The sequence below is a fragment of the Streptomyces sp. TRM64462 genome (assembly GCF_013362995.1).
Taxonomy (GTDB): Bacteria; Actinomycetota; Actinomycetes; order Streptomycetales; family Streptomycetaceae; genus Streptomyces.
Genome location: NZ_JABWDV010000381.1, coordinates 1 through 20,030, shown reverse-complemented (window position 1 = coordinate 20,030; position 20,030 = coordinate 1). Strand labels below are relative to the sequence as shown.

Annotated in this window: 18 protein-coding genes and 3 tRNA genes; 11 read left to right on the top strand and 10 right to left on the bottom strand. The window is 72.7% G+C overall.

All coding sequences use genetic code 11. The features are described 5' to 3' along the window. Positions 1-12 precede the first annotated feature (12 nt). The 4 genes from HTZ82_RS21690 to HTZ82_RS21675 all read left to right on the top strand — a co-directional run bounded on the left by HTZ82_RS21690 (position 13) and on the right by HTZ82_RS21675 (position 5,980). Positions 13-1,314, top strand: coding sequence for a deoxyguanosinetriphosphate triphosphohydrolase (locus tag HTZ82_RS21690; protein ID WP_375540844.1), 1,302 nt, complete (start codon positions 13-15; stop codon positions 1,312-1,314). 186 nt (positions 1,315-1,500) lie between these two features. Next, the gene (locus tag HTZ82_RS21685; protein WP_175411114.1) at positions 1,501-2,769 is read left to right on the top strand and encodes an FAD-dependent oxidoreductase; all 1,269 of its coding nucleotides are present in this window, start codon (positions 1,501-1,503) and stop codon (positions 2,767-2,769) included. Positions 2,770-2,809: 40 nt separating this feature from the next. Beyond that, positions 2,810-4,702, top strand: coding sequence for a DNA primase (gene dnaG, locus HTZ82_RS21680; protein WP_175411113.1), 1,893 nt, complete (start codon positions 2,810-2,812; stop codon positions 4,700-4,702). Between the two features lie 183 nt (positions 4,703-4,885). After that, entirely contained in the window at positions 4,886-5,980 is a 1,095-nt protein-coding gene (locus HTZ82_RS21675) for an RNA polymerase sigma factor (RefSeq protein ID WP_375540846.1), read from the top strand. 117 nt (positions 5,981-6,097) lie between these two features. On the opposite strand, the gene HTZ82_RS21670 is transcribed toward HTZ82_RS21675, so the two are convergent. From HTZ82_RS21670 to HTZ82_RS21655, 4 genes are all read right to left on the bottom strand, one after another. Beyond that, a complete protein-coding gene (locus HTZ82_RS21670; protein ID WP_175411112.1) occupies positions 6,098-8,032 on the bottom strand; it encodes an ABC transporter ATP-binding protein in 1,935 nt (644 codons plus the stop codon). Then, on the bottom strand, positions 8,032-9,765 hold the full coding sequence (locus tag HTZ82_RS21665) for an ABC transporter ATP-binding protein (RefSeq protein ID WP_175411111.1): 1,734 nt from the start codon (positions 9,763-9,765) through the stop codon (positions 8,032-8,034). The genes HTZ82_RS21670 and HTZ82_RS21665 overlap by 1 nt, the downstream gene beginning before the upstream one ends. 190 nt (positions 9,766-9,955) lie before the next feature. Further along, the gene (locus HTZ82_RS21660) at positions 9,956-11,395 is read right to left on the bottom strand and encodes an FGGY family carbohydrate kinase (RefSeq protein ID WP_175411110.1); all 1,440 of its coding nucleotides are present in this window, start codon (positions 11,393-11,395) and stop codon (positions 9,956-9,958) included. Positions 11,396-11,450: 55 nt separating this feature from the next. Further along, entirely contained in the window at positions 11,451-11,750 is a 300-nt protein-coding gene (locus HTZ82_RS21655) for a YtxH domain-containing protein (protein WP_175411109.1), read from the bottom strand. 183 nt (positions 11,751-11,933) lie between these two features. Between HTZ82_RS21655 and HTZ82_RS21650 the strand changes: the two genes are divergently transcribed. The 4 genes from HTZ82_RS21650 to HTZ82_RS21635 all read left to right on the top strand — a co-directional run bounded on the left by HTZ82_RS21650 (position 11,934) and on the right by HTZ82_RS21635 (position 12,772). Beyond that, positions 11,934-12,006 (top strand) — tRNA-Asn (locus tag HTZ82_RS21650). A gap of 5 nt (positions 12,007-12,011) precedes the next feature. Continuing rightward, positions 12,012-12,084, top strand: a tRNA-Asn gene (locus HTZ82_RS21645). A 177-nt stretch (positions 12,085-12,261) separates the two neighbouring features. Further along, a tRNA-Ile gene (locus HTZ82_RS21640) sits at positions 12,262-12,335 on the top strand. A 290-nt stretch (positions 12,336-12,625) separates the two neighbouring features. Then, on the top strand, positions 12,626-12,772 hold the full coding sequence (locus HTZ82_RS21635) for a YqhA family protein (RefSeq protein ID WP_254712026.1): 147 nt from the start codon (positions 12,626-12,628) through the stop codon (positions 12,770-12,772). 48 nt (positions 12,773-12,820) lie between these two features. Here the strand turns inward: HTZ82_RS21635 and HTZ82_RS21630 are convergent, their stop codons facing one another. Continuing rightward, a complete protein-coding gene (locus HTZ82_RS21630; protein ID WP_175411108.1) occupies positions 12,821-13,237 on the bottom strand; it encodes an organic hydroperoxide resistance protein in 417 nt (138 codons plus the stop codon). A gap of 119 nt (positions 13,238-13,356) precedes the next feature. Between HTZ82_RS21630 and HTZ82_RS21625 the strand changes: the two genes are divergently transcribed. Continuing rightward, positions 13,357-13,851: a MarR family winged helix-turn-helix transcriptional regulator gene (locus HTZ82_RS21625; RefSeq protein ID WP_175411107.1), complete on the top strand. Its 495-nt coding sequence runs from the start codon at positions 13,357-13,359 to the stop codon at positions 13,849-13,851. 33 nt (positions 13,852-13,884) lie between these two features. Here HTZ82_RS21625 and HTZ82_RS21620 read toward each other — a convergent pair whose 3' ends face one another. Further along, a complete protein-coding gene (locus HTZ82_RS21620; protein ID WP_175411106.1) occupies positions 13,885-15,231 on the bottom strand; it encodes a carboxyl transferase domain-containing protein in 1,347 nt (448 codons plus the stop codon). Next, a complete protein-coding gene (locus tag HTZ82_RS21615) occupies positions 15,224-16,717 on the bottom strand; it encodes an acyl-CoA synthetase (RefSeq protein ID WP_175411105.1) in 1,494 nt (497 codons plus the stop codon). The genes HTZ82_RS21620 and HTZ82_RS21615 overlap by 8 nt, the downstream gene beginning before the upstream one ends. Positions 16,718-16,761: 44 nt before the next feature. Here HTZ82_RS21615 and HTZ82_RS32785 point away from each other — a divergent pair, with 44 nt between their 5' ends. Beyond that, positions 16,762-16,893: a hypothetical protein gene (locus tag HTZ82_RS32785; protein ID WP_302852257.1), complete on the top strand. Its 132-nt coding sequence runs from the start codon at positions 16,762-16,764 to the stop codon at positions 16,891-16,893. Positions 16,894-16,900: 7 nt separating this feature from the next. Here the strand turns inward: HTZ82_RS32785 and HTZ82_RS21610 are convergent, their stop codons facing one another. Both HTZ82_RS21610 and HTZ82_RS21605 read right to left on the bottom strand, forming a co-directional pair. Next, positions 16,901-17,434, bottom strand: coding sequence for a hypothetical protein (locus tag HTZ82_RS21610; protein WP_175411104.1), 534 nt, complete (start codon positions 17,432-17,434; stop codon positions 16,901-16,903). Between the two features lie 141 nt (positions 17,435-17,575). Continuing rightward, positions 17,576-18,619 carry a rod shape-determining protein gene (locus HTZ82_RS21605; protein ID WP_175411103.1) on the bottom strand — a complete coding sequence of 348 codons (1,044 nt, stop codon included), beginning with the start codon at positions 18,617-18,619 and terminating at the stop codon, positions 17,576-17,578. A gap of 291 nt (positions 18,620-18,910) precedes the next feature. Between HTZ82_RS21605 and HTZ82_RS21600 the strand changes: the two genes are divergently transcribed. Then, on the top strand, positions 18,911-19,159 hold the full coding sequence (locus HTZ82_RS21600; RefSeq protein WP_175411102.1) for an SCO4226 family nickel-binding protein: 249 nt from the start codon (positions 18,911-18,913) through the stop codon (positions 19,157-19,159). Here HTZ82_RS21600 and HTZ82_RS21595 read toward each other — a convergent pair. Further along, the gene (locus HTZ82_RS21595; RefSeq protein ID WP_175411101.1) at positions 19,135-19,752 is read right to left on the bottom strand and encodes a hypothetical protein; all 618 of its coding nucleotides are present in this window, start codon (positions 19,750-19,752) and stop codon (positions 19,135-19,137) included. The two genes, HTZ82_RS21600 and HTZ82_RS21595, sit on opposite strands and share 25 nt — an antisense overlap. Positions 19,753-20,030 lie beyond the last annotated feature (278 nt).

Genomic DNA, 20,030 nt, shown 5'->3' with positions numbered 1-20,030 from the left:
TACCTTCAGTGCATGAACGGCATGGAAGGTACAACCCACGCATACGACGAGGCCTCGACCGAGCGCTGGGCCGCCGAGCCCGACAAGCGCCCCGGCCGCACCGCGTTCCAGCGCGACCGTGCCCGCGTGCTGCACTCCTCCGCGCTGCGCCGCCTCGCCGGCAAGACCCAGGTCGTCACGCCCGGCACCAGGAGCCCCGCCTGGGACGCCAGCCCCCGCACGCGGCTCACGCACTCCCTGGAATGCGCCCAGGTCGGCCGCGAGCTCGGCGCCGCGCTCGGCTGCGACCCCGACCTCGTCGAGGCCGCCTGCCTCTCCCACGACATGGGCCACCCGCCCTTCGGCCACAACGGCGAACAGGCGCTCAACGAATTCGCCAAGGACTGCGGCGGCTTCGAGGGCAACGCCCAGTCGCTGCGCCTGCTCACCCGGATCGAACCCAAGCGGTTCGTCCCCGACCCCGCCGACGGCGAGCCCGTCAGCGTCGGCCTCAACCTCACCCGCGCCGCACTCGACGCCGCCACCAAGTACCCGTGGCCGCGCAGCGCCCACCCCACCGACCCGCACTCGCCGAAGTTCGGCGTGTACGAGGACGACCAGCCGGTCTTCGACTGGGTCCGGCAGGGCGCCCCGGCGGGCCGTACGTGCTTCGAGGCCCAGGTCATGGACTGGTCCGACGACGTGGCGTACTCCGTGCACGACTTCGAGGACGGCCTGCACGCCGGCCACATCGACCCCAACCTCCTCCTCGCCGAGCCCGAGCGCGCCGACATCTGGACCTGCGCCGTCGGCCGCTACGTACCAGCCGGCACCGACCCGCAGGAACTCGCCGAGGCCCTCGACCGGCTCATCGACCAGGACTGGTGGCCGCACGGCTACGACGGCACGGCCATCGCCCAGGCCCGGCTCAAGGACGCCAGCAGCCAGCTCATCGGCCGCTTCTGCCTCGCCGCCGAGGCCGCGACCCGCGAGGCGTACGGCTCCGGGCGCCTCACCCGGTACGGCGCCCGGCTCGTCGTGCCCCGCGAGACGCGCAACGAATGCGCCGTCCTCAAGGCCGTCGCCGACCGGTACGTCATGCAGCGCGCCGAGCAGGAGGCGCTCCGCGCCGACCAGCGCATCGTCCTCGCCGAGCTCGCCGACGCCCTGATGCAGCGCGCCCCCGAGGGCCTGGACCCGCAGTTCCGCGCGCTGTTCGACGCCGCGCCCGGCGACCGCGCCCGCAAACGCGTCGTCGTCGACCAGATCGCGTCCCTCACGGACGCCTCCGCCCGAGCCCTCCACGCCCGGCTCACGGCCCGTCGTGCCGGGTAGGGGGCCCGGCCCCGCGCCCCGCAGTCCCCTTCCACGCCCGGGAGTCCGTTTCCGCGCCCGGTAGTCCCTCTTCCGTGCCCACCCTCCGTGCGGGACCCTCCCTAGGGCGCCACGGCCGCGGCGGAAGCCGTCGCACGGCGTAGCGTGGACAGGGACATACCGTGCATTCCGGGTAGGAGGCGACAAGTGGTCGACGCAGATGAGACCTTCGTCATCGTCGGCGGGGGACTGGCCGGCGCCAAGGCGGCGGAGACGCTGCGCGCCGAGGGATTCCCCGGCCGTGTCATCCTCGTCGGTGACGAACGCGACCACCCCTACGAACGCCCACCGCTCTCCAAGGGCTACCTCACCGGCAAGGAGCCACGCGACAGCGTCTTCGTCCACGAACCCGCCTGGTACGCGCAGGCCGACATCGAACTCCACCTCGGCCAGCCCGTCACCGGCATCGACCGCGACCAGAAGACCGTCCGCCTCGGCGACGGCACCACCCTCCACTACGACAAGCTGCTCCTCGCCACCGGCGCCGAGCCCCGCCGCCTCGACATCCCCGGCACCGGCCTCGCCGGCGTCCACCACCTGCGCCGCCTCGCGCACGCCGACCGGCTCCAGGGCGTCCTGACCACCCTCGGCCGCGACAACGGCCACCTCGTCATCGCGGGCGCCGGCTGGATCGGCCTGGAGGTCGCGGCCGCCGCCCGCGGCTACGGCGCCGAGGTCACCGTCGTCGAACCCTCGCCGACCCCGCTGCACCAGGCCATCGGACCCGAACTCGGCCAGGTCTTCGCCGACCTGCACGCCGAGCACGGCGTCCGCCTCCGGTTCGGCAGCCGCCTCACCGAGATCGTCGGCCAGGACGGCATGGTCCTCGCCGCCCGCACCGACGACGGCGAGGAGCACCCCGCGCACGCCGTGCTCGTCGCGATCGGCGCCGCCCCGCGCACCGCGCTCGCCGAGACCGCCGGGCTCGCCCTCGTCGACCGGGAGCACGGCGGGGGCGTCGCCGTCGACGCCTCCCTGCGCACCTCGGACCCGGACATCTTCGCGGCCGGCGACGTGGCCGCCGTCCACCACCCGCTGCTCGGCCTGCGGCTGCGCGTGGAGCACTGGGCCAACGCCCTGAACGGCGGCCCGGCCGCCGCGCGCGCCATGCTGGGCCAGGACGTCTCTTACGACCGGATCCCGTACTTCTTCACCGACCAGTACGACCTGGGCATGGAGTACTCGGGCTGGGCGCCCCCCGGCTCGTACGACCAGGTCGTGCTGCGCGGCGACGTCGCCAAGCGGCAGTTCATCGCCTTCTGGCTGAAGGACCGGCGCGTCCTGGCAGGGATGAACGTGAACGTGTGGGACGTCACAGGACCGATCCAGGACCTCATCCGCTCCGGCGCCCACGTGGACCCGGACGCCCTCTCGGACCCCGGAACGCCCCTGGCCTCCGTCCCGCACGAGGAGTGAACCGGGCTGGAGGGGCCCGTCCGCCTCGTAGAATCTCCGCGTGGCAGGCAGGATCAACGATGACGACGTGAAGGCGGTGCGGGACGCCGTCCCGATCGATGCCGTCGTGTCCGAGTACCTCCAGCTGCGCAACGCCGGCGGCGGCAACCTCAAGGGTCTGTGCCCCTTCCACGACGAGAAGTCCCCCTCCTTCCAGGTCAGCCCCAGCAAGGGTCTCTTCCACTGCTTCGGCTGCCAGGAGGGCGGGGACACCATCGCCTTCGTCATGAAGATCGACCACCTCTCCTTCTCGGAGACGGTCGAACGGCTCGCCGCCCGCGCCGGCATCACCCTCCGGTACGAGGAGGGCGGCTACAACCCCACGCACCAGCGCGGCGAGCGCATCCGCCTGATCGAGGCGCACAAGGCCGCCGCCCAGTACTACGCGGAGCAGCTCGACGGCGCCGAGGCCGAGATCGGGCGCCGCTTCCTCGCCGAGCGCGGCTTCGACCAGGCCGCCGCCCGGCACTTCGGCGTCGGCTACAGCCCCGCCGGATGGGACCACCTCACCCGCTACCTGCGCGGCAAGGGCTTCTCGGACAAGGAGCTGATCCTCTCCGGACTCTCCCAGGACGGCCGCCGCGGCCCCATCGACCGCTTCCGCGGCCGCCTGATGTGGCCCATCCGCGACGTCGGCGGCGATGTCGTCGGCTTCGGCGCGCGCCGGCTCCGCGACGACGACAACGGGCCCAAGTACCTGAACACGCCCGAGACCCCCGTCTACCGCAAGTCGCAGGTCCTGTACGGCATCGACCTGGCGAAGAAGGACATCGCCAAGTCCAGCCGCGCCGTGGTCGTCGAGGGTTACACGGACGTCATGGCCTGCCACCTCGCCGGCGTGACGACGGCCATCGCCACCTGCGGCACCGCCTTCGGCGGCGACCACATCAAGATCCTCCGCCGGCTGCTGATGGACAACGGCTCGGCCCGCGTCATCTTCACCTTCGACGGCGACGCGGCCGGCCAGAAAGCCGCCCTGCGCGCCTTCGAGGACGACCAGAAGTTCGCCGCCGAGACGTACATCGCCATCGCGCCCGACGGCATGGACCCCTGCGAGCTGCGGCTGGTCAAGGGCGACGAGGCGGTGCAGGAGCTGGTCGAGCCGCGCACCCCGCTGTTCGAGTTCGCGCTGCGCCAGATCGTGAACCGGTACGACCTGGAGACCCCGGCCGGCCGCGCCGCCGCGCTGGACGAGGCGGCCCCCATCGTGGCCCGCATCAAGAACGTCGCCTCGCAGCACGAGGTGGCGGTGGAACTGGCGGGCATGCTCGGCATCCTGGACACCCAGTTCGTGGTGAAACGCGTCGCGCAACTGGCCCGCTGGTCCCGGGAGAACCAGGGCAAGCAGTCTCCGAGGGCGACAGCCCCCTACCGGACGGCCCCCTCCACGCCGGCCTTCTCGGGCCCCGCCCTGAACCTGCGCAGCCCGGCGCACCGCACGGAACGCGAACTGCTGAAGCTGGCGCTCCAGTACCCGGCGCTGGTGTCCCCGGCCTTCGACGCGTACGGCGCCGACGAGTTCACGGCCCCGCCGTACGCCGCCGTCCGCCGGACGATCGCCGAGGCGGGCGGCGCCGCGCAGGGCGTGGACAACACCCCGGACTACCTGGCCCGCGTCCGTGAGGCCGCCCCGGACGACACACTCCGCGCCCTGGTGACGGAACTGGCCGTCGAGGCCGTCCTGGCCCGCACGGTCGACGAGACCTACGCGGGCGAGCAGCTGGTCCAGGTCCGCCTCCGCGCCGTCGACCGCCGCGTCCGCGAGGTCCAGGGCACCCTCACCCGCCTCGGCACCCACGCCGCCCCCGACCACCTGGCCGCCGTCCAGAACGAACTCTGGGTCCTCCAGCAGTACGCCCAGTCCCTCCGCAACCAAGGCGCCACCGCCCTCTGACCCCTGATCCTCCTGCCGGGCAGCGGAACCGGCGGAACCGGCGGAACCGGCCCCCGCACCGGTAACCGCGCGGTCACGCACCGGCTCAAAAAGTGGGCGCACGCCCCTCGTGGCAGCGATGTGTCGTACCCCACACTGGGGTGCGGTGCGTGAGACCGCCGCCCCCGATCCGGCAGCGATCACCTGGAGGTCGCCCCCGTGCAGACCCAGACCGTGAGCCCCGCCGTCACCCTCCCGAAGCAGCCCGAACCGCCGCTGCCCGACGGCCTACCGGAGTTGCTGGAGCTGCCCGAGCCCCCGCCCGGGCGTGCCACGGCCGCGGGTGCCACCACCGGCCCGACCGGCACCACCGGCAGCGCCGGCCCCTCTTCGGACCTGTTCCGCCAGTACCTCCGCGAGATCGGCCGCATCCCCCTCCTCACCGCCGCCGAGGAAGTCGAACTGGCCCGCCGCGTCGAAGCCGGCCTCTTCGCCGAGGCGAAACTCGCCTGCACCCCCGCCCCCGACCTCGACTCCCAGCTCGCCGTCGACCTGGACACCCTCGTCGTCATGGGCCGCATGGCCAAGCGCCGCCTCATCGAGGCGAACCTGCGCCTCGTCGTCTCCGTCGCCAAGCGCTACGTCGGCCGCGGCCTGACCATGCTCGACCTGGTCCAGGAGGGCAACCTGGGCCTGATCAGGGCCGTCGAGAAGTTCGACTACGCCCGCGGCTACAAGTTCTCGACGTACGCCACCTGGTGGATCCGCCAGGCGATGTCCCGGGCCCTCGCCGACCAGGCCCGGACCATCCGCGTCCCCGTCCATGTCGTCGAGCTGATCAACCGCGTCATCCGCGTCCAGCGGCGGATGCTCCAGGAGCACGGCCAGGAGCCCACCGCCGAGGAAGTCGCCGCCCACCTCGACCTGCCGCCCGAACGCATCGGCGAGGTCCTGAGGCTCGCCCAGGAACCGGTGTCCCTGCACGCCCCCGTCGGCGAGGAGGACGACGTCGCCCTCGGCGACCTCATCGAGGACGGCGACGCCGCGTCCCCCGTGGAGTCCGCCGCGTTCCTGCTGCTGCGGGAGCACCTGGAAGCGGTCCTGTCCACGCTCGGGGAACGCGAACGCAAGGTCGTGCAGCTCCGCTACGGCCTGGCCGACGGCCGGCCCCGCACCCTGGAGGAGATAGGACGCATCTTCGGCGTGACACGCGAACGCATCCGCCAGATCGAGTCCAAGACCCTCAGCAAACTGCGGGACCACACCTTCGCCGACCAGCTCCGCGGATACCTCGACTGACCCCGCGTCGCCCCGGACCAGGACGACGGCGCTACCTCCCGGCCTCACGCTCCTCGCCGTCCCGCTTCTCGAAGGCGGCACCGAACGCGACGCCGAACGTACGGTCAGTCGACAAGGTCAGTCGACCTCGGCCACCGCCTGCGCGAACTGCGCCGCGTACAGGCGCGCGTACGTGCCCTCCGCCGCCAACAGCTCCGCGTGCGTGCCCTGCTCGACGATGGAACCGTCCTCCATCACCAGGATCACGTCGGCGTCGCGGATCGTCGACAGCCGATGCGCGATCACGAAGCTCGTCCGCCCGTGGGCGAGCCGCGCCATCGCCTTCTGGATCAGCACCTCCGTCCTCGTGTCCACCGAGCTCGTCGCCTCGTCGAGCACCAGGATCACCGGATCCGACAGGAACGCCCGGGCAATGGTGATCAGCTGCTTCTCACCCGCGCTGACGCCCGCGCCCTCGTCGTCGATGACCGTGTCGTACCCGTCGGGCAGCGTGCGGATGAACCGGTCGGCGTGCGCGGCCCGCGCGGCCGCCTCGATCTCCGCCCGCGTCACCTCGCGCCCCGGCGCCGCGCCGTACGCGATGTTCTCCGCGATCGTCCCGCCGAACAGCCAGGTGTCCTGGAGCACCATGCCGATGCCCGACCGCAGCTCCTCGCGCGACATCCGGCCCACATCGACCCCGTCGAGCAGGATCCTGCCGCCCGTCACCTCGTAGAACCGCATCAGCAGGTTCACCAGAGTCGTCTTGCCTGCGCCCGTCGGACCGACGATCGCCACCGTCTGACCCGGCCTCACCTCCACCGACAGATCCTCGATCAGCGGCTTCTCCGGGTCGTAGCGGAACGACACCCGGTCCAGCGTCACCGCGCCGCGCACCTCCGCCGGCCGCTCCAGCGCCGGCGACTCCGGCTGCTCGTCCGCGTCCAGCAGCTCGAACACCCGCTCCGCCGACGCCACCCCGGACTGCACCAGGTTCGCCATCGACGCGACCTGCGTCAGCGGCATCGAGAACTGCCGCGAGTACTGGATGAACGCCTGCACATCACCGATGGACAGCGTGCCCGACGCCACCCGCAGCCCGCCGACCACCGCGACCAGCACATAGTTGATGTTCGACACGAAGAACATCAGCGGCTGCATCAGCCCGCTGTTGAACTGCGCCCGGAACCCCGCCTCGTACAGCTCCTCGTTGTGCTCACGGAACTCGGCCGCGGCCTCCTCCTGCCGGCCGAAGACCTTCACCAGGGTGTGCCCCGTGAACATCTCCTCGACATGGCCGCTCACCCTGCCCGTCGCCCCCCACTGCGCCACGAACTGCGGCTGCGAACGCTTGCCGACCCAGGCCGCCACGACCACCGACAGCGGCACCGTCACCAGCGCCACCAGCGCCAGCAGCGGCGAGATCCAGAACATCATCACCAGCACACCCACGATGGTCAGCGCCGAGTTGATGAGCTGCCCCATCGTCTGCTGCATGGTCTGGCCGATGTTGTCGATGTCGTTCGTCGCCCGGCTCAGCACCTCACCGCGCTTCGCCCGGTCGAAGTACGCCAGCGGAAGCCGCTCCAGCTTCGCCTGGACATCCTCCCGCAGCCGGTACACGGTCCGGTTGATCACCCGCACCGACAGCCGCGTCGACACCAGCATCAGCAGCCCCGCCGCCACGTACACCACGAGCACCAGCAGCAGCACGTCCCGTACGGCCCCGAAGTCGATGCCGAGCCCGGGCGTGAAGTCCACGCCCGACAGCATGTCCGCGAGCCCGTCGTCGCCCCGCGCCCGCAGCGCCTCCAGCACCTCCGCCTTCGTACGGCCCTCGTCCATCCCGCGCCCCACGACGCCGGCGAACACCAGGTCCGTCGCCCGGCCGAGGATCATCGGCCCCACGACCGACAGCGCGACGCTCGCCACGCCCGCCAGGAGCATCAGCCACAGCGTGGCCCGCTCCGGCGCCAGCTGCCGCAGCAGCCGCTTGAACGATCCCTTGAAGTCCATGGACCGGTCGCCGGGTCCGCCCCCGGCCGCCATCATCCGTCCACCCGGACCGGCCATCAGGCAGCCTCCGCCTCGGTCAGCTGGGAGAGCACGATCTCCCGGTACGTCTCATTGGTCTGCATCAGTTCGTGGTGCCGGCCCGTCCCCACCACGCGGCCCTCGTCGAGGACCACGATCCGGTCCGCGTCCCGGATGGTCGCCACGCGCTGCGCCACGATCACCACCGTCGCCTCGGCCGTCTCCCGCGCCAGCGCCGCCCGCAGCAGCGCGTCCGTCTCGTAGTCCAGCGCCGAGAACGAGTCGTCGAAGAGATAGATCTCCGGCCGCTGCACCAGCGTCCGCGCGATCGCCAGCCGCTGCCGCTGCCCGCCCGACACATTCGTACCGCCCTGGTTGACCGGCGCGTTCAGGCCGCCCTCCAGGGCCCGCACGAAGTCGGCGGCCTGGGCCACCTCCAGCGCGTGCCACAGCTCGTCGTCGGTCGCGTCGGGCCGCCCGTACCGCAGGTTCGTCGCCACCGTCCCGGAGAAGAGGTACGGCTTCTGCGGGACCAGTCCCACCGTCCGCGCCGTCAGCGCCGGATCGAGGTCCCGTACGTCCACCCCGTCGACGAGGACCTCGCCGCCCGTCGCGTCGAACAGCCGCGGCACCAGGCCCAGCAGCGTGGACTTGCCACTGCCCGTCGACCCGATCACCGCCGTGGTCTCACCCGGCCGCGCCACCAGGTCGACCGCGCGCAGCACCGGCTCCTCCGCGCCCGGGTAGCGGAAGTCCGCGCCCCGTATCTCCAGATGCCCGTGGCGCGTCAGCTCCCGCACCGGCGCCACCGGCGGCAGCACACTGGTCTCCGTCCGCAGCACGTCCTCGATGCGCTCGGCGCACACCTCCGCACGCGGCACCATCATGAACATGAACGTGGCCATCATCACGGCCATCACGATCTGCATCAGATAGGCCAGGAACGCCGTCAGCGCACCGATCTGCATGTCACCGCTGTCGATCCGGTGGGCACCGAACCAGACGACCGCGACACTGGACACGTTCACAACAGTCATCACCGTCGGGAACATCAGCGCCATCAGCCGGCCCGCCGCCATCGACATGTCCGTCAGCCGGTCGTTGCCGCCCTTGAACCGCTCCCTTTCATAGCCGTCCCGGACGAACGCGCGAATGACCCGGTTGCCGGTGATCTGCTCGCGCAGCACGCGGTTCACATCGTCGAGCCGCTCCTGCATCGACCGGAACAGCGGCCGCATCCGCCGGACGATCAGCGACACGGAGACGCCGAGCACCGGCACCACCGCCAGCAGCACCCCGGACAGCGGCACGTCCTGCCCCAGCGCCAGGACGACACCGCCCACGCACATGATCGGCGCCGACACCATCAGCGTGAACGCCATGAGGACCAGCATCTGCACCTGCTGGACGTCATTGGTGGTGCGGGTGATCAGCGAGGGCGCCCCGAACAGACCCACCTCGCGCGCCGAGAACGACTGCACCCGCCCGTAGATCGCCGCCCGCACGTCCCGCCCGAGCGCCGCCGCCGTCCGCGCCCCGTAATAGACCGCGCCGACGTTCCCGGCGACCTGCACCAGCGACACGGCGATCATGAGACCGCCGAACCGCAGGATGTAGCCGGTGTCCCCCCGCACGACACCGTTGTCGATGATGTCGGCGTTCAGCGTCGGCAGATAGAGCGTCGCGCACGTCTGCACCAGCTGGAGCGCCACCAGCAGCGCTATGGGCCGTTTGTACGGCCCCAGATGATTGCGTAGAAGTTGAATGAGCACGGGTCCCACTATCACCCGCGCCCCTGACTGGGACGACCGGGTTTTCCACAGACCCGGCCTGCGGTACGACGAATCACCCGGGTGCCGCTCGTGACCCGCCGCCGCCCGCGCCGGCCTGCGGCGCCGGCGCCCACGCGGTGGCGCTCCACGCGATGGCGCCCCACCCGACGGCGCCCCACGCGATGGCGGCCTACGCGGTGAACGCCCCCGGATGCAGCTGGTCCCGCGTTGCCGCGTACTGCTGCCGCACCGCCTGCCCCACCGGGATCTCGTCGCCCGGTTCGAAGACCTGCATCGCCGCGGACTGCCACGCCGGCGGAGTGTGCGGCGCCGACGACCCCTGCGCCACGCCGAGCGCCCACGCCGCCTGCCGCGCCGCACCGAGTGCCGCGTAGTCCGCGGGCTGCGGCACCACGACCTGCGCCCCGAAGATCGCCGGCGCGGCCGCCTGCACCGCCGGCAGCCCGGCGGCCGCCCCCAGCAGGAACACCCGGTGCACCGCGACGCCGCGCCGCCGCAGCACGTCCATCGCGTCGGCGAGCGAGCACAACATGCCCTCGAACGCCGCCCGCGCCAGGTGCTCCGGCTTCATCGACTCACGCCGCAGCCCGCTCAGCGTCCCCGCCGTGTGCGGCAGCCGCGGCGTCCGCTCACCCTCCAGGTACGGCAGCAGCACAAGACCCGACGCGCCCGGCGTCGACTTCAGCGCCAGCGCCGACAGCTCCTCCAGGCTCTCCACACCCAGCAGCTCCGCCGTACCGCGCAGCGCCCGCACCGCGTTCGAGGTGTGGACCACCGGCAGATGCGTCCCCGCCGCGTCCGCGAACGCCGTGGTCAGCCCCTGCGGATCCGCCAGCGCCTCGTGATGCACCGCCATCACCGAACCCGACGCCCCCAGCGACACCACGGCATCGCCCAGACCGAGCCCGAGACCCAGCGCCGCCGCCATGGTCTCGCCCGTACCGGCCGAGATCAGCAACCCCTCCGGCGTCATGCCCGCGGCCTCCGCCGGCCCGAGCACCTCGGGCAGCGCCGCCTGGTGCCCGAGCGCCAGCTCCACCAGGTCGGGCCGGTACGAGCCGGAGGCCGGCGACCAGTAGCCGGTGCCCGACGCGCCCCCGCGGTCCGTGGTCCGGCGCGCGGGCCGCCCCAGGAGCTGCCACACGAGCCAGTCGTGCGGCTGGAGCACCACGGCCACCCGCCGCGCCGCCTCCGGGTCGGTCCGCGCCAGCCACCGCAGCTTCGCCACCGGCTGCGCCGCCTGCGGTACGCAGCCCACCGCCTCCGCCCAGGCCTGCCGGCCGCCCAGGGCCTCGATCAGATCCGCGGCGGCGACCTGCGCCCGCTTGTCGTTGCCCACCAGCGCGGCCCGCACCGGGGCGCCCTCGCGGTCCAGCGGCACGACCCCGTGCTGCTGCGCCGATACGCCGATGGCCTGCACTCCTTCGAGGAGCCCGCCCGTCGCCGCCTCACCGAGCGACAGCAGCCACGCCTGCGGATCGACCTCCGTGGCCTTCGGCTCGACGGGATGGGCGGCGTAGCCCTGACGCAGAACGGCGCCCGTGTCCGTGTCGCAGACGACGATGCGCGTGAAACCCGACGAACTGTCCAACCCGGCGACTATCCCCATGGGAGAAGATTCTGCCGCACTCCACCCGGTATCCGACCCGCCCGTCGCGGCCGCCTCAGGTGTTGCTGGTGCCCCAGTCGTCCTCGACGCCCTGGCCACGGTCGCGGAACGCGCGCATCCGCTCGCCGACCGACTCCGGCATCCGGTCGCCGACCTTCTCACTCACCGCGTTGTACGCCCGCCCGGCCACCTCCCGGCCGGTCTGCGCCGCGGTTTCGGCGGCGTTGCGCACGGCGGGGTTCTCCGAGAGCTGCCGCGCCGACTTCCGGAGCTGTTCGTACCGCTCCCGTCCCGCCCTGGTTCCCAGGACGTACCCGACGGCCAGTCCGATGACGAACGTGAGCTTGTACCGCATGGCTGCCACCCTTCCGTAGGTCTCGGTGCCGTCCGCCCGCCCCGTGTGGGCCGGGGGTCGCCCGGGCAGGCCGGGGGGATACCGATTGGCGGAGCACCCCCCTGCTTGCGCTAATGTATGTGTCGCAGCGAGCGAGCGCCGCCCGGAACGCACCGGGTGGGTACGTTCGGTGCAACGCAGCAATCCCCTGTAGCTCAATTGGCAGAGCAGCCGGCTGTTAACCGGCAGGTTACTGGTTCGAGTCCAGTCGGGGGAGCGCGATCCCCTGTAGCTCAATTGGCAGAGCATTCGGCTGTTAACCGGAGGGTTGCTGGTTCGAGTCCAGCCGGGGGAGCGGTGACGAGAGAGGACCCTCCCGGGTCCTCTCTTTGTTTTTCCCGGCTGATCCGGAACCGCGCGAGGGCATCGGCAGTCCTCAAGGGTGTGCGTTGCCGACCATCCGGAGCAGGAGATCGTATGAGCGGCTATGCTGCGGCAGACGGCGCGCACAAATGTGCGCGACGCGCCGCACGGGGCGGTAGCTCAGCCGGTTAGAGCAGCGGACTCATAATCCGTCGGCCGTGGGTTCGAGTCCCACCCGCCCCACCGTCCGCCAGAGGTGCAGAAACCTTCTGACCTGCGGACAGGCGAGTGTGACGGCCCTCACGGGAAACGTGGGGGCCCTCACTGTATCCGGGGTCGCAATCCAGCCATGGAACCACTTCGGCGGGTCGCTCCGCTTCACCCCATCGGCGGCCCTTCGTCCTTTTCATCCCAACGAGTGGCCCGAATTCAGATTTTCCTCCGGCTTCGCAGAAGAATGACGCATCCCCACGTCGCCGGAGGTGCTGTTGTCCCGCTCCGTCCCGCCCGCCTCTCCCACGTCGCCGTCCCCGATGACGACGCTCGGATACGCCCTCTTCGCCACGCGCTGGCTCCAGGCGCCGCTGTACTTCGGCCTCGTGGCCGCGCAGGGCGTGTACGTCTACAAGTTCTTCAACGAGCTCTGGTGTCTGAGCGGCGCCGCCCCCGCGTACGGATGAGGGGCCCGGACCTTCGTACGGTCCGGGCCCCTCGCGCGTACGGGACGGTCACTCGATGACGAGCTGCACGTCCAGGTTGCCGCGCGTCGCCTTGGAGTAGGGGCAGTACGCGTGGGTCTTCTCCAGCAGCTCGCGCCCGGCCTCGCCCTGGAGGTGCTCCGGGAGCTCCACGCGCATCACGACCGCGAGGCGGAAGCCGTCGTCGGCCTCGTCCTTGCCGATGCTGACCTCGGCGGTCACCGATGCGTCCTTGACGTCGATCTTCTCCTGGCGGCCTATCGCACCCATCGCGCTGGCGAAGCAGGCCGCGTAGCCGGCGGCGAAGAGCTGCTCCGGGTTGGTGCCCTGGCCGTTGCCGCCGAGGGACTTCGGGAAGCCGAGCGGCAGGTCGATCTGGCCGTCGGAGCTGACGGCGCGGCCCTCGCGCCCGTTGGCGGTGGCGGCGGCGGTGTACAGGGCGTTCATGGGTCCGTCCTTCGTGTGGTCTCACGCGGTGTGGTGTGTGGTGCCGACATTATTTGTAGCGCACAATTCAGTTGTGCACAACTCAATCGGTCGCAGTCGTCCCGCGTTAGCCTGGGAGCATGGACAAGCCCGGCACCCCGCGGGACGAGGAGTTCCTCCGCCTCGACCACCAGATCTGCTTCTCGCTGCACGCCGCCACCCGAGCCTTCAACGGCGTCTACCGGGTGGTGCTCAAGGAGCTGGCGCTGACCTATCCGCAGTACCTCGTGATGCTGGTGCTGTGGGAGCACGGCGAACTGCCCGTCAAGCGCATCGGTGAGCTGCTGCGCCTGGACTCCGGCACCCTCTCGCCCCTGCTGAAGCGGCTGGAGGCGGCCGGGTACGTCGAGCGGCGGCGCAGCGCCGAGGACGAGCGGTCGGTGACCGTGCGCCTCACCGCCGACGGCGCCGCCCTGCGGGAGCGGGCCAAGCGGCTGCCGCGCCGCATGGCGGACGTCACCGGGATGAGCCTCGACGAGATCCGCGACCTGCGCGGCCGCCTCAACGCTCTGACGACCGCCCTGGACGCGGCCGTGGACTCCGCCGCCGCCGACCTGGCGCACCAGCACCAGTGACGACGGCGGACGGGCACGTGATGTGGCGGGGCGTCAGCTCCTTCGTACGATGCCCCTGACCAGTCCGAGGTCCAGCAGGTCCTGCGGCCGCAGCCGCAACTGGTCGGCTGTGTGGGGCGCCTGGTCCTGGGGGCGCTTCAATATCGCCGCCGCCGGCTCCGGGGCGATCACCGAGAAGTAACTGTTCGGCGTGGCCCATGTGTTGTCCGGCGCGGCCAGCGCCAGGGCACCGCCCGAGCCGCCCTCGCCCACGACCAGCGTCGTCACCGGCACCCGCGCCCCCGCGACCGCCGCGAACACGTCCGCGATGGCCGCGCCCGCGCCCGTACGCTCCGCCTCCGCGTCGTTCGCCGCGCCCGGCGTGTCCACGAGCGTCAGCACCGGAAGCCCGAGCCGGTCCGCGAGCCGCACCACACGCGCCGCCGTCCGGTACCCGGCCGGCCGCGTCGCCGTGCCGCACTGCGCCACGTACGCGACCCCGTACCCGTCCCGGAGCCCGACGCCGCACAGCATCCCCGGGTCCGTACCGCCGCACCGGTCACCCGTCAGCGGCAGGCGCCGCGCGAAGTACGCGTCCAGGTACGCCTCCGCGCGCGGCCGCCCCGGCTCCCGGGCCCGCCGCACCGCGTCCCAGCCGGTCTCCGGCAGCGCGTCGCCGCCCAGCGCGTCCGGCGGCGGAACCGGCCCCGCCGCCGGTCTGGCCAGCGCCGTCAGCCAGTGCCCCAGCACCGTACGCAGCTCGCCCGGCGGCACCACCGCGTCGACCTGGCCCGCCGCGAGCTGCCCCTCGGCCGTGTACGCCGCCGGGTCCGCGTCCGCGGGACGCACCCGCGACCCGGCGAAGCCGATCTGCGCCCCCGGCAGCGCCAGCAGGACGTCGGCGCCCGCGCCCACCGTGGCCCAGCCGCCGCCCGTCGCCGGGTCCCGAAGCACCGTGACGTGCGGCACGCCTGCCTCGCGCAGCAGCACCGACTCGCGCGCCACCCGCTGGAGCTGCGTGAGCGCCACCATGCCCTCCTGCATGCGGCTGCCGCCCGTCGCGACCAGCGACACCAGCGGGACACGCCGCTCCCGCGCGAGCCCGTACGCCGCGCAGATCCGGTCGCCGGTGCTGCGGCCCAGCGACCCGCCCAGGAAGCCGAACTCGAAGGCCAGCACGGCGCACGGCACCCCGGCGACCTCCGCCTCGCCGTACACCACCGACTCGTCCTCGCCGGTGCGCTCCGCCGCGCGGGCGCGGGACGCTCCGTACCCCTCCCAGTCCAGCGGGCCGTCCGGCCGCGCCGGGCCCTCCGGCGGGCGCGCCCTGTGCTCGGTGAACGACTCCGCCACCAGGGCGATCGCCGCGCGGGCCGTCAGCCTCGCCGCCGCCTCAGCCATGGAGCGCCCGCTTCATGACCTTGCCCATGTCGTTACGGGGCAGCGCCTCCAGGTAGCGGACGGCACGCGGCCGCTTGTGCGGCGCGAGCTGCGCCGAGACGTGGTCCGCCAGCTCGTCCGCCGTCGGCGGCGCCCCTGGATCCGCGGGCACGACCCACGCCACGATCCGCTCGCCCAGGTCCGCGTCCGGCTCTCCGGTCACGGCGGCCTCCCGCACCGCCGGGTGGTCGAGGAGCGCGTTCTCGATCTCACCGGCGCCGATCTTGTGGCCGCCGCTCTTGATGAGGTCCGTCGCCTTGCGCCCCACGAGCCGTACCGACCCGTCCGCGTCCCGGACGGCCATGTCCCCGGTGCGGAACCAGTCCCCGTCGAACGCGGCCGCCGTCGCGTCGGGCCGGTTCAGGTACTCCGTGAACAGGTTCGGGCCGCGCACCTGCACCTCGCCGACCGTCTCCCCGTCGTACGCGGCGATCGGCGTGCCGTCCTCCTCGACCAGCCGCAGCTCGACCCCGCGCAGCGGCAGCCCGACGGAGCCGGGGCGCTCGGGCTCGGCCCCGGGCCGGACGCTGTCGGAGGCACCGGGGTCCACCCCCACGGAGCACAGCATCAGCGTTTCCGTCATGCCGTAGCGCTCGACGACCCGGCGGCCCGTCGCCGCCGTGATCCGTTCGTGGTCGGGCAGCGGCAGCGCGGCCGACCCGGACACCAGCAGCCGCGCGCCCGCGAGGGCCTTGGCCAGCTCCGGGTCCGTGTCGAGGGCCTCCGCGATGCGGTGGTACATGGTCGGGACGCCGAACAGCATGGTGCCGCCGGCGGCCAGTTCGCGCCGTACGCCGTCCGTGGAGAACCTGCCCAGGTGCCGGACGCAGCCGCCCCGGCGCAGTGGGCCGAGTATGCCCAGGACCAGGCCGTGGACGTGGAACAGCGGCAGCGCGTGCACCAGGACGTCCTCCGCCGTCCACGCCCAGGCGTCCGCGAGCGCGTCGAGCGTCGCCGCGACGGCCCTGCGGGGCAGGACGGCGCCCTTGGGCGGGCCGGTCGTGCCGGACGTGTAGACGACCAGGGCGGCGGCGTCCGGGCCGGGTTCGGCGGGCAGAGGCCCCGGTGCGGCCGCCGCGCCCGCGGTGGCGGTGACGTCGACGCGGGGGAGCGCGGCGAGGGGCGCCGGGAGTGCGTCGCCGGGTGCCGCGAGCACCAGGTCCGGTGCGCTGTCGGTGACGATGTGCGTCAGCTCCCGCTCGCCGGTCCTCGGGTTGAGCGGCACGGCCGGGACGCCCGCGAGCAGCGCGGTCACCACGGCCACGGCGGTCTCGGCGGTCGGCGCGGCCCACACGGCGACCCGCCGGGCGCCGGCCAGACGCGGGGCCAGGACGGCCGCGGCGGCGCGGAGTTCGCCGTACGTGAGGGCGCGCTCCCCGAACCGCAGAGCGGGCCGTGGGTCGTCGTGGTCCGGTCCGGCGGTGAGGGCCGGAAAGAGGGAACTCACGGGTCGTCGTCCTCCTCGCATCGCACTGCACGGTCTGTACCGCCATGGTCGCAGCCCGCACCGACAACGCGTCGGGCGGGCCGTCGGGCGGTCACCAGGCCGCCACAGGCCCCGCCGAGGCGCGCGCTGCGCCCCGCCGGGGCCTGTGGCTCTTCGTACAGCTCGGGTACGGCTGAGTCCGGCTCAGTGCTTGAGGTGGAACGTCAGCAGCGCGGCCTCGGCGCCGTTGTGCTCGGTGGGCGTGATGGTGACGTGGCCTCCGGTGCCGCTGAACGTGCCCGTGCCGCCGGTGACGGCGAACGTCGTGGCCGTCTCCAGGTTCGAGGCCTCCTCGCCGCCCGCGAAGACGAGGTTGCCCTTGTCGGTGAGCCGTACGGTGCAGTCGAGCAGGAAGCTGCCGCCCTCCAGGAACTGGATCCGCGTGAGCGAGTCACCGACCAGGGTGCCGTTCATGAACGCGGGGTCCTCCAGCAGCACGGTGTCGCCGGGGTCCGTCTCGGTGAAGCTGCCGAAGACCGGGTACTCGTGTACGAGGACGACCTTCAGCACCTTGGCGTGCTTGTCGCCGCCGCCCGCCGCGGCGGACGCGGCGGACGTGGCGGCTGTGGCCGTCGAGGCCGGTGCGAGGAATCCGGCGAAGAGCAGGGCGAACACCGCACCGGCCGCGAGGATCAGCCTCTGGGGCGAGCGGGGGCGGCGAAGTTCCTTCGGAACCATGGGTTTCCTTCCTCCATCGCGATCGGCCGCATGACCGATTCATGCGAACTCGATCCACTGTGCGAGCTTCGTACGCTTTGGCGGATCGCGATACGCGAAGGGCCCCCTGAGGGGCCCATCGGGGGGATGCGGTTCACCCGCTCACTCGGCGTCGGCCAGCGGGTCCAGGGTCAGCGGTTCGATACGGCCTTCCATCATCTCGCCCAGCCCCAGGACGGCGCAGACGTCCGGCCGTTCGGCGATCCGGACGGGCATGCCCGTGGCGTCGCGCAGCATCTGGTCCAGGCCCGGGAGGCGGGCGCTGCCGCCGACCATCGTGATCCCGCGCTCGGCGAGGTCCGCGACCAGGTCCGGCGGGCAGTCGCGCAGCACCTTGCCGATGCCGTCCAGGACGGCGGTCAGCGGGGTGTGGATGGCCTGGCGTACGGCGGCGGTGTCCACGAGTACGGAGCGCGCCAGACCCGTCGCCACGTCGCGGCCGTGGATCTCGGTGGAGGCCGGCCCCTGGGAGGTGAGGCCGTTGCCGTGCAGGGCCAGTTGGAGGGGGCGTACGGACTGGCTGGGCAGCATCAGCTCGTGCTGGTGGCGCAGGTACTGGATGACCGCGTGGTCGATGGCGTTGCCGCCGACCGGGATGCGCTCGGCCGTGACGATCGAGCCGAGCGACAGCACGGCGACCTGGGTGGTGGCCGCACCGCACACGATGATCATCGTCGCGGTGGGCTGCGCCACCGGCAGCCCGCAGCCGACGGCGGCGGCGATCAGCGTGTCCACGAGCTCCACACGGCGGGCGCCGAGGCCGACCATCGTCTCGATGGTGGCGCGCTGCGCGAGCGGGTCGCTGTCGTGCGGGGTGCAGGCGGCGGCGCGCAGCATGGGCTTGCGGCGCAACTGGCGGCGGAGCTTCTCGCCCAGGAGGCTGCGCAGCATCCGCTGGGCCATGTCGATGTCGACGACGCTGCCGCCGGACACGGGGCGCACGACGCGGATGTAGTCGGGGGTGCGGCCGGTCATCTTCTCGGCGAACGCGCCGACCGCGATGAGTCCGCCGGTACGGGTGTTCACGGCGGCGACGCTCGGTTCGTCGACGACGAGCCCCGCCCCTCTGACGAAGACCCGGGTCCTGGCGGCCCCGAGGTCGACGGCGACATGGCAGCGGCGCAGCTGCTCAAGACTGACGGTCACGGCGGATCCTCCCGGGAGCGGTACGTGTCTGCATCGTGCGGCCGCGCGGGCCCCCGCGCGCGCTGGGCTGCGCCGCTCGGGGGTACGGAGCTGACGGGGCGCCAGAGGTCCGGCTCCGCCGACCCGGCGCGGGGCCCGTTCTGCGGAGCTACGCGCGCGTGGAATCCGGCGCTACGTGTGCGTGGAATCCGGCGCGACGCGCGCGGGGAACCGGAGGACGATGGAACCGGGAGGGGCCGAAGGGCCGAACGGCCGGAGGACCTGACGACCGGGGGACGGAGGTGTGCTGCCATGGGCACGTTCATGGATGTCCACCACAACATGAAGGGCATCACCGAGGGCCGGCTACGGGAGGCCCACCAGGCGGATCTCGCCCATGAGAAGGCGGAGGGAGTCCATTTCGAGCGGGCGTGGGCGGACCCCGAGGCGGGGGTCGTGTACTGCCTCTCATCCGGCCCGTCGGCCGACGCCGTGCAGCGGGTCCACGAGAAGGCCGGGCACCGCGCCGACGAGATTCACGAGGTGCCGATCGAGGTGTGAGGCCGGTCCACGCGGTCCACGAGCCGCTGGAGCAGCCCCCAGGTGAAGTCCGCGACGCACGCCGTCCCGTCCGGGAGTGTGATCGCGAGCCGCGACCGGGTCGGGGCGTCGCCCTGCAGCGGACGTGCCGGAGGGAAGGCCCGGGCCACCTCGTCGACGGTGCACGACCAGGGCCGCAGGTCGTCCCGGGTGCGCAGGGCGGGTACGGGGGCGCCGGGCGCCCGGACCAGCCACTCGTTCCACACCGCGCCGCCCCCGGCCGCCGCCAGCACCTCGAAGAGGAGGTCCGGCCACAGCGGCAGCCGCCACCGCAGCACGTCGCATTCCAGGTCGCCGACCGTGCGGCGGCTCCGTGACGCGGGCTCGCCCAGCACCGAGCGGTAGCGGGCGAGGGAGCCGCGGGCGCGCGGCGAGCGCACCATGGCCTGCCAGCGGCGGTTCGCCTCGCGCATGTCGCCCGCCGTGGCGCCCAGGCTGCGGCGGGCCTCGTCGACGAGGGCCGGCTGGTGGTCGGCCATGCGGCGCAGCAGGACGAGCTGGAAGTCACGCGGGCCGAAGGGGGCGGCGGGGGCGGCGGGGGCTCCGGGCGTCATGCGGCCATCCTGTACCTCCGTGCACCCGTCTGCGTCCCTTGTCCGCTCCGTGCTGAAATATCGAACCGGCACACCGGGGAAGGCGCTTTCCGCACAGGATCCTCACATGTGCTCCAGTCTCCGGGGCCGGTCCGCCGCATAATCTGCGGGCGCCATGGATTACTGCCACCAGTGTCAGCGGCACCTCAACGGAGCTCTGGCCTGCGCCGGATGCGGTACGCCGGTCGAGGAACTGCGGCGCGACGCCTCCCAGACATCCGCGGCGGACCAGGTCTTCG